This window comes from Thalassospira lucentensis (genome assembly GCF_011806425.1).
Lineage (GTDB): Bacteria > Pseudomonadota > Alphaproteobacteria > Rhodospirillales > Thalassospiraceae > Thalassospira > Thalassospira lucentensis_B.
In genome coordinates this window covers 692394-705053 of sequence record NZ_JAATOV010000003.1, presented here as the reverse complement: position 1 = coordinate 705053, position 12660 = coordinate 692394, and the positions used below count along the sequence as shown (strand labels likewise).

Genomic DNA, 12660 nt, shown 5'->3' with positions numbered 1-12660 from the left:
GCTAGGAGCCGGTCTGCATTCCCTAAGTCACGGCTTAGAAGACGCGGGAATATTTCGGGAAAATGCGAATTTCGATGCGGCGGTTTGCATCCCGGTTTGCTTCAATCGGATGGCCGAAATCATCGCGGTTGGGCAGTTTGGGCTTTGTGTCGCCATAAGAAATCGCGCGCATGCGTTTCTGATTGGGATCGACGCCAAGGGCGTGCAAAAAACGCACAACAGCAATGGCACGCCCCGATGCCAATTCCCAGTTTGACGGAAAGCGGGGCGTGCTTATTGGGGTGTCGTCCGTATGACCGGCGACTTCAACCTGAAAACCAAGATAGCGGGGCTCTTTTAGCAGGTCGCCGACGTCCTTTAGGAAGATGACCGCATCGCGCGTCAGGTTGGCGGAGCCCGGTTGGAAAAATGCGCCGCCGCCCAATTCCATCAGGATGCCTTCATCGTCGGTCGATACATTGACCGAACTGTCCATCGCCATATTGAACACGACGTCTTTGAGGTCGGTTTCAAGGATTTCGGTCGGACGGATGACTTCGCGTTTGCCGATTTGTTCGGCAATACCGGCTTGGACCTTCTCAAAGATCGGGATTTCAACTTTGGAAAAGCTGACCAGCATAACAAAGAACGCCATCAAAAGCGTGATGGCATCGGCGTAGGTCGCAAGCCAGTCTTCGCTGACTTCTTCTTCCTTAATCGGTTGCATGGCTTTTCTACGGCGCGCCATATGATGTTCCCTTTGTCATATGTTTGTATCGCGTGTTTCTGCGTGGTGGCCCGATGCGGTGATCGACGGTTATTTTGCCGACTTGTCGATATTGAAATGGATCGCCGGATCCAAAAATGAATTCATTTTGTCCTGAATGGCGCGCGGACCTTTTCGGTCGGCAAGCATGATCAGGCCCTCGGCAATCAGGTAGTTGCGAAACCGCATGATTTCTTCGCGCTGCTGAATTTTACTGGCGGCGGGCATAAAGAAAAATCGCGCGGCAACAATGCCATAAAGGGTGGTGATCAAGGCAATCGCCAACCCGGCACCAAGCGAGGTTGGATCATCGGCCATTTTATCAAGCATGATGACAAGCCCAACCAACGTCCCGATCATGCCAAAGGCAGGGGCGGCGGCAGCCATGCTTTTTAGGATCGAAACGGGCACGATGCTGCGGTTAAACGAATTTTCTATCGCGTTATGGAGCATGTCGGCGGTGTCATCCCCGTCATAACCGGTAATGACGATTTCCATTGCCCACCCCAGAAATGGTTCTTCCTTGGCTACGCGCTCTGATTCCTGTTCAAGCGCGTTGATGCCCTTTTTCTGAAGAAGATAGGCCCATTTCACAACCCGGCCGACTTCGCCGGTCAGCTGTCCGCGGCCCATTTGCGGGGCCCGAAAGATTTTGAAAATCAGTTTAAGGGCAAGAAGAACATAGCGTGCTTCGTAAGCAATGAATGTTGCCGCAAGCGTGCCGCCAATGACCATTAGCGCACTCGAGATGCTTACAAAGACAAGATAGTTATCGGTCGAGATAAAAATTGAACCAACAAATAGCCCAAGACCGATCACTATGCCCAAAATTGTCGTAAACGACATCGCTACTTCCATTCCCCCAAGAAAGCACGTCCCGAACGTATCAGCCGATAACTTCGTGTTCGCAAAGGTTCATACTTGCGTGCTGACATCGTCGCGCGATGTAAGGCGATAAGGTAAATTCGGCGCGATATATCAACAGATTGAAACGGCCAGACAGGTGATTTTGTCTGACCGTTTGGTTCTGTTACATTTTTGGGGCGGGATCGACAAATACAAGCTTTTGCAGGCAAAAAAGACGCTGTTGCCAAGCCGGTAGGATGTCTTAGAGCTTATGACGCACGAATGTCGGCAAGGAATTTGTCGACTTCGGTGCGTAGATCAACAGACAAGCCACCAAGTTCATCGGCTACAGCCAGGACAAGATGGGCTGCCTGATCGGTTTCCGATACCGTGCCGCTCACGCGTTCAATGTTGGAACTGACTTCCTGTGTGCCGATGGCGGCCTGTTCAACATTTTGGGCAATTTCGCTGGTGGCTTCTGATTGCTGCTGAACCGCGTCGGAAATGGTGTTGGTCATGTCGGTGATCCGCGTGATCACATCAGCAATATCGCCAATCGAGGTCACGGTTTTACCGGTTTCTTCCTGAATGGCGGCAATCTGGGCGGAAATGTCGCCGGTTGCACGTGCCGTCTGATTGGCAAGGTTTTTAACTTCGGATGCGACAACAGCAAATCCTTTGCCGGCTTCACCCGCACGGGCGGCCTCAATCGTCGCATTCAGGGCCAGAAGGTTTGTCTGACCGGCGATGTCGCTAATCAGCTCGACAATCTCGCCAATACGGTCGGCGGCATCCGACAGGTTGGCAACAGTGGTTGATGATTGCGCGGCTTCGCGTGATGCTTCTTGGGCAACCAGGCTTGATTGTTGGGCCTGTTCACCGATGGCCGAAATCGATTCAGACAAGTGATCGGCGGCCTCGGACACGGTGCGAACATTGACCGTGGCTTGCTCGGACGCGGCGGCAACGGTGGTTGCGCTTTTGCTGGCAAGGTCGGCGGCCTGCACCAAGCCACGGGCGGTGGTTTGCATTTCACCGGCTGAATGCGATACCGCATCAATAATTTTGGCAATCAGGCCGTCAAAGTTTTCAATGTGGCCTTCAAGTTGGCGCATGCGTTCTTCGCGGCGCTCAAACGCTGCCTGCTGTTCAGCCTCCATCTTTTTCTTGGCGATGGCATTGGTGCGGAACACATCAACTGATTTCGCCATATCGCCGATTTCATCACGGCGCGACAGGGCGCTTATTTCAAATTCTGTATTGCCATCGGCAAGGGCGGTCATGTCGTTGCCAAGGTTTGATAGCGGGCCGGTCACAATCCGCGACAGCAATGCGCGCATCCCAATGATGGTCGCGATGGCGATCACAATGCCGCCAATGACAATGCCAATCAGGATGCGGTTGGTTTTGGCCTGTTCCGGGCCGACTGACAAGCTGGACGACAGAACGGCAATCACGTCGCCTGTTTCGGCTTCCATCGCGCCGTGGCAACTAAAACAAACTTCGCGGTCCGCCCCCTTGGTGACACCCAAGACAATCGGCATTGATTTGCGATAGGTACCATCATCGGTATAGCGGCCGATGGTTTTGCCGGTTTCGATGGCCTCGATATCAATGGCATCCCGCGGAGTTTTGATGGGCTTTTCGCCATATTCCTTCATATAGGCAAGGGTGGTCGGGCCCCATGCGGACCACAGTTCACCAGGGTAATCTGCGTTGCGGCTGTCAAACCAGTTGTTGAACACGTTAATGCCGATGTCATCAACGTCATCTGGGCGCGCGGCCATCACATTCACAATCAGTGCATGAAGCGATGTCAGTTCATTTTGGCTGAGTTGATCAAGCTTGGCATCCATGGCGCGTTCTTCGACATAGGCCATGATTAAAAGGGAAATGATCACGGTTGACGTCACGCCAAACGCGGACGCCCACATAAAGCGTTTACGGATGCCCATAGCATTAAACGCAGACAAAATTCGCATTTTTTATTATTCCCTGAGTGGCGGTCGTTGATGAAACCATACGGATAATAGGTGTGCGCCGCCAGTCGCGTATGGATTGTCCCAACATCGCCACAACACGCTTCGCGTGCTTTGATGTAAGTCAAGGACGGGCAAAGATTGGGCTGGGGCTTGTCAGTTTTGCGATGAACAGGCATAACCACGCCAACTCATGCATTCGAACGACAGGACGGTTTTATGACGCTTTCATATAGCGACACCCGCAAAAAGCTTGATCAAATCACCGCCGAAATGGTGGGCTTGATCCGTAAATACGATCTTGATGCGGCCAGCCCGTTTGACGTGATTTCCGTCGCGCGCGCCAAGATTTCAAATCAGGACGATTACATCCGGTTTTTGGAACTGTCGCTAGAAGGGCGGATTTACGGTGAGTATGGCGAAGCGCTGCAAAAGCAGATCGACCAAGAAGCCAAACAGGCCGAGGCAGCAAAAAAGCTGAACTGATCAGCACGTCCGGTCCCCGTAGAAAGTATTTTCGTTTAAGCGACCAAGCGCCTGTTGTCTGAAATAGAAGACAGGCGCTTTTCGTTTTGGGACGTTAAGGTCTGTCATCCTTGGCGCAAATGTTCTATGGCGTTTTAACGCCTTTTGCGCGTGGCAAACCTGATTAAGGCGGTTTGTCACAAAATATTCCCGATCTTGTCACCGTCCTGACGTTGAGAGACCGCGTAACAGCGATTATATCGCAGCGGTAACAACGGGCAGCATCGCCCCAACATTGTTTCACCAACGACTCGGTGAAACACAACGAGCAACAGGATGGCTGACATGAAAAAGAGTTATGTCCAAACTCTGATGGAAGTCGAAAAAGTATTCGGTCAGATCAATGACCACGACTATCGCCTTTACCGTGCGGTATGGGGCAATCGGCAGGCTGCTGAAACCGGCCTTTCGCGCGGTACGCGTGCGGAAATCAGCAAGAAACTCGCCAATGATTTCGTCACAGGCCCCAAGGATATCGCATCACGCGGCACGTCTGCACACGCTGCGTGATTGATGAGTACATTCTCCCTCGCATCCGGGTTTTAAAGCCGCCATGCGCTAAGCTGTTGGCATGACTTAGGGATCTGTCATGAAGGGCCGCGGTCCAGGGTAACGACGGGCGTGTATCGACTTATTTCGCGTGATGTCGATGGTCTGATTTTACCGTTCATTGGGCGATGCACCTTGCCAATCCCGCCGGTTTCAGGCATCAAGTGACCCGAATTTAAGGTAAGGCCGGTTGAAACGGCGGTTCTGCCTTTCGTGTTTTTCATGCCCGCTTGCAGACCGGAGAGCTTTATGTCGATTAAGTCGTTGATCCGCACCATTCCCGATTATCCCAAAACGGGAATTATGTTCCGCGACATTACGACGCTGTTTTCCGATGCCGACGGATTGCGCGAAGTGATTGACGGTTTTGCCGCCGAATATCAGGACAAAAAGATCGATGTGATTGCCGGGATCGAAGCGCGCGGCTTTGTGATTGGCCCTGCGGTCGCACTTGCACTTGGCATCGGATTTGTCACCGTGCGTAAAAAGGGCAAACTGCCCGCAGAAACCATCAGCGTTGAATACGATCTTGAATATGGCTCAGATGTTATTGAAATCCATAAGGATTCCATCAAGCCCGGTCAGCGCGTTTTGATCATGGATGACTTGATTGCAACGGGCGGCACGGCCCTTGGCGCTATCGATTTGGTCGAAAAGGCGGGCGGCGAAGTTGCCGGTTGTGCCTTTATCATTGATCTGCCTGATCTGGGTGGGGCACAGAAAATTCGTGATCGCGGTGTTGACGAATTCCATCTGGTTGAGTTCGAAGGCGAATAAGATTTGCCTGAAAACCGCGGTTCAGTTGATTTTTCTGACCTGAATCCCCATTTTTCGAGTATAATGTTTAGGTTGGATATCAACTAATGCGTTGCCGGTTGTCGGCAGGGGATTGAAAATGGTTGCTACCGTAAACCCACCACAAGTCGTTTCACAGGTTAGCCAGTATGGCCGACCTGCGGCTGCTGGTGCGCGCGGTGTGGCAACTGTTGACCGTAATGCGCAGGTCGAACAATCCTCTCAGCATTTTGGCTATAACCCTGATGATGATGGCATTTTGTTTAATGCCTATATCGACGGGCAAAGCAAACGCCAATCCGGGCAGGGCAATTCCGGCGAGCAAAAAGACCAACGCACCGAACAACGTACGGTGTCTGCTGCACGGCGTGCCAGTGACAAAGAAGGTGCGATTGAACCGACCACGGATATCGCGTTTTCCAGCCTGCTTGATCCCAGCATTCCATTCGATTTGTCATCAAACAGCGGTCCGTCATTCTATGCCGTGGTGAATGCGGTGGTGCATGGGGCGGGCCATCGTGGAACGCATCTCGATACCGTGATTTGATCACGCGTGGGTTTCACCCAACCATCATCATTCCTTTTTAAATTCGATCAAATCTGGATGCGGGTGCTTGTTGGTGGCGCGCATAGATCGTATGATTGCGGTTCTTTCCATCCCAGTAGACCAGTAGACCATCGGGCCAATCATGAAGAATAAGCCGGTTCTTAATACCGTATTCGAAGCAGCCTTCAGACTGATTGATCATGCGCTAAATGATAACGAATACCTGCAGCCACAAAAGCTGCATCGGCTTTTATATCTTGCCCAAGCCTATTACGGGGCGAACTATCACGGGCGTATGTTGATGCCAGCCCTGTTTGTCGCCGAGGAATTTGGCCCGGTTGAACCGAACCTTTACGCGGTGATGGAAGAATGTCGGCCAGATGTGCGGCTTAAGCCTGTTGATCCGAAAACCGCGCACTTTATCGAAAGCATCTGGGCGCAGTTTGGGCACCACACAGTCGAGCACCTAAGCATGACAGTGCGCAATCACCCGCCCTACACCAATGCCTATAAACAGGGTATTGGCACAATCATTCCCTATCAGGATTTGGTGGATTTTTACACGTCGGTGCGCAAAACAGCCACCACGCCAGAGGCCAAAGACGTCGTCCGCCCGCGCGTAATGCAGTCGCATAAGGGCAAACCCGTTGCGACCACTGACTGGATGCCACGCCGTATCAAATAGACGGGGGTTTTCTAAGCTTAAGAAGGACCGGGCTGGGCTCGTGTGCTCGCCATGTCATTGGGTGTAAGGCGGCGTTGGGCTATTGCCCCATATTGATGTTGTCACACGGATTGCTGCGCATGATGTCATTGGTAAACCACATATAATCAATCGCGTCTGATGCGCCAAACCGCATGGCATAATCGTCTATTGTTGCGGGGGTGTCGCTGGGCGCATCGGCCTCGACCAGGCTGACAACAGCAATGTCCTTATCCGTCAGGCCATCATCAAACCGTGCCAGATGCCAAGGGGCGGCAATGCCGCGTCGCACATGCATTGCACCGGCAATCAAAAATGCACCGTCCGTATCATCGTTATTTGCTGCGTCATACATGGCACGTGCAAGGGATGCATCACGGGCAAATTGCACCGTTGAAAATGCCGGTAACATTGATTTTGGCAATGTGTTGCAATGGCCTTCGGCCATTTCCTGATCCAGCAAAACTTGAATGTTATCTGGGATTGGCGGCAGGGAAAGGTCCTTTGCCAATTTATCGGGCAGGGCCGACCGACCGTCGGCAATCATTGGGCGCAAAATGTCGTCGGGCAGGTTGCCCGCAACCATCGCCAGATCATTGCTGCGCGCGGCCTCGGCAATCGGGGCGTAATCGTGCCAAGATGGCCAACCGCGGTCTTCCCATGTCATGGCAGCACCCAAATCCTCAACCGACAGTTTTTGCCAATTCTGACTAAGCGAGCTTTGCTGATCGCGGGTGAACATTTCCCAGACAACCGCGCGGTGGCGGTCATCAGATTTGCTGAGCGCGTCGACCAGTTCCGCCTGGTGGTGGTGATGGATCGGATTGTCGTGCTTTTCACCGATCAGGATATATTTGGCATCGCCAATACGGCGCACCAGTTCGCCCAGCATGATGTACTCCCCGGCGCGCACATCAAAAATAAGGCCCGGCGCCGGGGGCAGGCTGCTGACATCCGGGATCCTGATCGGGGCGCCAACGCTTTGTGATCGGGCCGGGATACGCTGAAGTTCTTCATCTTCATCGCCATTTGCGGCGTTTGCCACGTCGGCGGCCATCGCAATCATCAACGTTGCCGTCAAAATGCCAACAGCGCCGTATCCCGGGCGGGTTGGTGCGCAAAAGGTCGTGCGTTCAGACAGCTTTATTTTTGATCGTATTGCGTTCACAGGTGTAATCCCAGATGACGGATGGACATGTCTTATTTGGATGATTTCAAAGCATTTTCAATATCATCAATCAGATCTTTGCCGTTTTCGATGCCAACGGAAAGTCGCAACAGGTCGCTCGGCACGGGACTGGTTGGGCCTTCGACGGATGCGCGGTGCTCGATCAGGCTTTCGACTCCGCCAAGGGACGTTGCCCGTTTAAACAGTTTGCAGTGGTTATGGAGCGCAACGGCACGTTTTTCGCCGCCCTTCACCCGGATCGATAGCATGCCGCCAAATCCGCCGGTCATTTGCTTTTTGGCGATGTCGTGACCGACATGGCTTTGAAGGCCCGGATACTGGATTTGTTCGATGTCGGGGTGGTTTTCAAAATGTTGCGCGATGGCCATCGCATTGGCCGATGCGCGTTCGACCCGGATGGATAAGGTGCGCATGCCGCGCAGCAAAAGCCAGGTTTCAAAGACGCCTAAAACAGCACCGCCGGATGCGTGTTGTTTACAAACCCACTGCCAAAATTCGCTGTCTTTGGCGGTGGTCAGGCTGCCAGCCAAAACGTCACTGTGACCATTCAGATATTTGGTGGCCGAATGCATGACGATATCGGCGCCAAAATCAATCGGGCGGGTCAAAAGTGGGGTGGCAACCGTGTTATCGACGACAACCACGGCCCCGGCGGCATGGGCAATATCGGCCACGGCTGAAATATCGCTGATCTGCCAATCGGGATTGGCCGGGGTTTCCAGCCAGACCATCTTGGTTTTGCCCGCAACGATATGTTGGGCCCAGTCATCGGTGTCGCCATTATCGACAAAATCAAACGTCAGTCCGGCGCGAACACCGCTATCGAGCATAAAGCTGCGCAGCGCCCAATACATGACTTTGGGGGCGACAACATGATCGCCGGGATTAAGCGCATGCAAAACCGCAACCGCGGCGGCCATACCCGATGAAAACAGGCGGGTTTCAGTACCACCTTCAAGCGCGCTCAAAACCGCGCTCGCCTGATCATATGTCGGGTTATCAGCCCGGGTGTAACAGCGCCCGTCATGGTAACTCAGGTCCGGGTTACGTTCGAACGTGGTCGACGGATAAAGCGGCGGTGTAACCGAACGCGTCGCGTCATCGACCCATCCCAAAGCCTGTGCGGTGATGGTTGCAGGAGATTGTTTTTTGGCCTGATCCGCCATGGTGCCACCTGATTTTGTTGAGATTTGTTGGCGCGCAACATAACGTGGTTCGCGCCACACACCAAATCGAAAACAAAATACGATCAGATTAAGAGGCCCCACATGACGCAGTACCCAAAAATCGACCTTCCCAACGCATGCGACGTCGTTGTTATCGGCGGCGGTATTCATGGCGCATCAAGCGCCTATTACCTGACCAAGGCCGGGATGAAGGTTGTTCTTTTGGAAAAGGACACGGTTGCATCGCATCAGTCCGGGCGCGCATGGGGGTTCGTTCGCCAACAGGGACGCGATCCGGCGGAATTACCCCTGATGATTGAATGCAACCGCATTTGGCAGGGGCTGGAAAAGGAACTCGACGCCGATCTGGAATGGCGGCAAGGCGGGGTTCTTTTTGTTGCGCGTGACGGTTCGGAAATGGCCGAATATGAACAATGGATTGAAGAAACAAAGGGCTTTGGCATTGAAACCCAAGTTCTTGATACCAAAGGTGTCGAAAAGCTGACCCCGGGGATCACAACACCGGGTGTTGGCGGTATCTACACACCGTCCGATGGGCAGGCCGAACCGAAAAAGGCCGCACCTGCGATTGCCAAGCGTGCATCGGAAATGGGGGCCGTCATCGCCGAAGGATGCGGCGCGCTTTCGATTGAGACCGAGGGCGGTGCCGTAAGCTCCGTCGTGTCAGAACGCGGCGAGATTAAATGCAAATACGTTATTTGTGCTGCCGGGGCGGCGTCGCATAAATTTGTTGCCAAACTGGGCCGTCGCTTGCCGCAGCAAACCACGCGCGGCACGGTTATTCGGACCACACCAGTCCCCCATATTTCCGCCGCCGGAACATTGGCGGCAGGCCTTGCCTTTCGTCAGCGTACAGACGGGTCGATGAATATCGCTGACGAGTTTATGACCGATATTGATCTGACCTTGGGCCGGTTTAAATTTGCCCGGGATTTCGCGCCGGGGCTGTTTGATAACTGGGCAACGTTCAAGTTCCACTTTAACAAGCGGTTCTTTGATGATCTGGTCGATCGCATGCCCGGATCAGAAGCCGCAAAACAGCCAACCATTGGCCGACGCACCAACCAGGCAGAACCTTATAAAGTGCGGGTGAACAACGCGATGGCAAACCTGCAAAAGGTGTTCCCACAGATCAAGCAGGTCGGCATTGTCGATCAATGGGCCGGCGATATTGATGTGACCCCGGATGCCGTGCCCGTGATTGATCAGCTTGATCGGCCAAAGCACTTCTTTATCGCCACCGGATTTTCCGGCCATGGATTTGCCATGGGCCCGGTTGTGGGCAAGGTGCTGGCTGACTGGATCACCACCGGCCAACCTTCCATCACCCTTGCCGGGATGGAACTGGCACGCTTTGAAGACGGCACCCGCCGCCGCCCACGCTCGCGGGTCTGATATTCCCAACAAAGGTTGTTCGCTCTTAAAATCTTTACGTGTTTTCTTGACGTTAACTCGAAAAGCTCCGCCGAAACCAATCCGCGATCTATATAAAATCAGCTGTTGCTATGTTTTGAGAAAGACCGGCGTCGCTTGTTTGCGGGGCCGGTCTTTTCACATGCGGATGCTATGTGCGTCGTTCTGGTGCAGGCGTGATTCGTTGTCCTGCACCACGGTCTATGAATGAGGCAGGCAATGGCACTTGATCCCGAACTTCAACAAAGTATCCAGACCGCAATAAATAATCTGGAGCAAGTCAGTAAGACGATTTTGGCGCGTCAGGATTTAAGCGACGTAGAGCCCGGTAAGGCTGCGGTGCCGCTTGCCATGGTCTTGGAAAAGGAATTGAATGCTGTCCTCGTGGCAGCGCAAATGACGCCATCGATGGCGACCAGTATTGAAAATTCCATCGCTGCTATTTCGCCCGGATTGGCAGAGCTTCATATCAGTGAGGCGAAAATGAGCGCCAAGACTGGGCAGCTCAATAGGTCCAAAAAAGTCTCAACATCAGTAAGTACTGCATTCTCTGCGCTTTTGAAGGAAACGCTGACGAGCCTGAATGTGGTCGACACACTCATCAAAGTGCAGCCCTCTATACCTTCCAAGCCAGTGCAGCCCCAAAGTGGTGCAGGAGACTATCGCAAAGCAATCCGTGCAGAGTTTGAAAAGCTAAATACTGGCGTTACAAAGATTACGATCAAAAATGTTGTGAGGGCAGGCTAATGGCAAAGATATTGATCATTGGTGCAGGTGTCGCAGGGCTGAGTGCTGCCATTAAATTACGCACAGCCCATCATGATGTCGAAATCGCCGAGGCATTGGACCTGATTGGCGGACGTGCTTTTTCCGAGCAGATCGAAGGTGTTTATTTCGATTGGGGGGCTGAAGCAATTGAAGCAAAAACCGATGCGGAGGCATGGCTTTTGAGGGACGATCAATATGCGGTGGAGAACCCGCCTGATGGGTACCACCCGGTGCAAGAGCCACCTCTCGGCGTCGACGGTGCGGATTGGAAACTGTTTCGATTGCCTTTTGCCGGTTCCGGGCAGCGTGAGGCCTTGGTTACAGGAGGGGCTGAGGTGCCGCAAGGCAGTAAGACCGTCGATGAAAACAGGCAAGCTGTTGTGGGGAATTTCCAAACAGTTAATGACGATTTTTTTAACGAGGTGAATATCCTGCTTGGCCACGAGGATCTGAACAGTATTCGTTTCCGTCAGGGGCAATTCGGGTCATGGCCAATTATTTCCGATGCTGTCGAAGTTAATCCTCCTTGGGGTTCCATCCACAATTTTGCGCGCGCCGCTGCTGCCAATAACGGGGGGGAAGTTCGTGAAGATGAAACCAATCAGACCCTCGGTGCGTCGGTGCTGCGCTGGGCAAGCGCCAATAGTCTTGATGGCATTATTCGTCGATCAACAGTGGTGACGCAGGTTACCAATATCGCCGATGACAAGGTTGAAGTCAGATTTCGCGGTGCAGCAAATGCCACATATGATGCGGTGTTGGTGACCGTGCCTACCGATCGGGTAAAGGGACCACATGAAGCGCGGCAAGCCAATGATTTGTTCCTGCCTGATTTGACAGCCCCCCAGATTGCGGCATTCAGGGGTAACCCTCTAGGTTGCTATTTCAAACTTGTAATGACGGGTATCAATGGTGTGCGCGTGCCTAGCCCGGGCAACGGCGTTTATGTCACGCTTGAAACCGGCTATAGCCATTTTCTTATCGGGCAGAATGCAGCTGCATCACAGATTTATCTTCATGCTGCGGGCGATACCGGACGGGTTATGTCCGATGATCATGAACTGGCAGCCCAGGTCTTGGTGCAATCGATCAAACGTTTGAATAATACTGCGGATGCGTTATTCCCGCTGCCTCCTGCTGTTACAGCATATGTTTACGACTGGTGCAGAGAACCATATTATGGCGGGGCTTACTCGTTGACGCGTCCTAATGCGTGGGAGACAAGGCAGCAACTGAGGGATTTTCGGGCGGCGCGGATCTTTTATGCTGGCGAGGCGTGCTCATTGCGTTGGTATGGCCAGATTGCCGGTGCGATGGAAAGTGGAAATGCAACCGCTGACAGAATGATTACTATTCTCTGAGTTTATATTGTGCGCGTCTTTACAGAGTGCTGATTTATTCCGGTTTCTGCCGC

General features: G+C 53.0%; 13 protein-coding genes. 8 read left to right on the top strand and 5 right to left on the bottom strand.

Annotated elements, in window-relative coordinates; all coding sequences use genetic code 11:
- Positions 1-34 precede the first annotated feature (34 nt).
- The 3 genes from HCZ99_RS13275 to HCZ99_RS13265 all read right to left on the bottom strand — a co-directional run bounded on the left by HCZ99_RS13275 (position 35) and on the right by HCZ99_RS13265 (position 3573).
- Positions 35-727: an OmpA/MotB family protein gene (locus HCZ99_RS13275; RefSeq protein WP_167447469.1), complete on the bottom strand. Its 693-nt coding sequence runs from the start codon at positions 725-727 to the stop codon at positions 35-37.
- Between the two features lie 69 nt (positions 728-796).
- Positions 797-1591 (bottom strand): motility protein A, encoded by a 795-nt coding sequence (locus HCZ99_RS13270; RefSeq protein WP_167447468.1) that lies wholly within the window; start codon positions 1589-1591, stop codon positions 797-799.
- A gap of 269 nt (positions 1592-1860) precedes the next feature.
- Positions 1861-3573, bottom strand: a complete 1713-nt coding sequence (locus HCZ99_RS13265) for a methyl-accepting chemotaxis protein (RefSeq protein ID WP_167447467.1) — start codon at positions 3571-3573, stop codon at positions 1861-1863.
- 216 nt (positions 3574-3789) lie between these two features.
- On the opposite strand from HCZ99_RS13265, the gene HCZ99_RS13260 reads away from it, so the two are divergent.
- The 5 genes from HCZ99_RS13260 to HCZ99_RS13240 all read left to right on the top strand — a co-directional run bounded on the left by HCZ99_RS13260 (position 3790) and on the right by HCZ99_RS13240 (position 6671).
- Positions 3790-4056, top strand: a complete 267-nt coding sequence (locus tag HCZ99_RS13260) for a hypothetical protein (protein ID WP_167447466.1) — start codon at positions 3790-3792, stop codon at positions 4054-4056.
- Positions 4057-4380: 324 nt separating this feature from the next.
- Positions 4381-4605: a hypothetical protein gene (locus HCZ99_RS13255; RefSeq protein WP_167447465.1), complete on the top strand. Its 225-nt coding sequence runs from the start codon at positions 4381-4383 to the stop codon at positions 4603-4605.
- A gap of 288 nt (positions 4606-4893) precedes the next feature.
- Complete coding sequence (locus tag HCZ99_RS13250) at positions 4894-5421, top strand: adenine phosphoribosyltransferase (protein ID WP_167447464.1); 528 nt, start codon at positions 4894-4896, stop codon at positions 5419-5421.
- A 118-nt stretch (positions 5422-5539) separates the two neighbouring features.
- On the top strand, positions 5540-5986 hold the full coding sequence (locus HCZ99_RS13245; protein ID WP_167447463.1) for a hypothetical protein: 447 nt from the start codon (positions 5540-5542) through the stop codon (positions 5984-5986).
- 142 nt (positions 5987-6128) lie between these two features.
- Positions 6129-6671, top strand: a complete 543-nt coding sequence (locus HCZ99_RS13240; protein ID WP_167447462.1) for a Panacea domain-containing protein — start codon at positions 6129-6131, stop codon at positions 6669-6671.
- Between the two features lie 79 nt (positions 6672-6750).
- On the opposite strand, the gene HCZ99_RS13235 is transcribed toward HCZ99_RS13240, so the two are convergent.
- Together HCZ99_RS13235 and HCZ99_RS13230 are read right to left on the bottom strand one after the other, a co-directional pair.
- Positions 6751-7857 carry a ChaN family lipoprotein gene (locus HCZ99_RS13235; RefSeq protein ID WP_368484259.1) on the bottom strand — a complete coding sequence of 369 codons (1107 nt, stop codon included), beginning with the start codon at positions 7855-7857 and terminating at the stop codon, positions 6751-6753.
- A gap of 32 nt (positions 7858-7889) precedes the next feature.
- Entirely contained in the window at positions 7890-9044 is a 1155-nt protein-coding gene (locus tag HCZ99_RS13230; RefSeq protein WP_167447461.1) for a trans-sulfuration enzyme family protein, read from the bottom strand.
- Positions 9045-9146: 102 nt separating this feature from the next.
- Here HCZ99_RS13230 and HCZ99_RS13225 point away from each other — a divergent pair, with 102 nt between their 5' ends.
- From HCZ99_RS13225 to HCZ99_RS13215, 3 genes are all read left to right on the top strand, one after another.
- Entirely contained in the window at positions 9147-10460 is a 1314-nt protein-coding gene (locus HCZ99_RS13225) for an NAD(P)/FAD-dependent oxidoreductase (protein ID WP_167447460.1), read from the top strand.
- Between the two features lie 237 nt (positions 10461-10697).
- On the top strand, positions 10698-11225 hold the full coding sequence (locus HCZ99_RS13220) for a hypothetical protein (RefSeq protein WP_167447459.1): 528 nt from the start codon (positions 10698-10700) through the stop codon (positions 11223-11225).
- Positions 11225-12607, top strand: coding sequence for a flavin monoamine oxidase family protein (locus HCZ99_RS13215; protein ID WP_167447458.1), 1383 nt, complete (start codon positions 11225-11227; stop codon positions 12605-12607). Before HCZ99_RS13220 ends, HCZ99_RS13215 begins: the two co-directional genes overlap by 1 nt.
- The last annotated feature ends 53 nt before the right edge of the window (positions 12608-12660 follow it).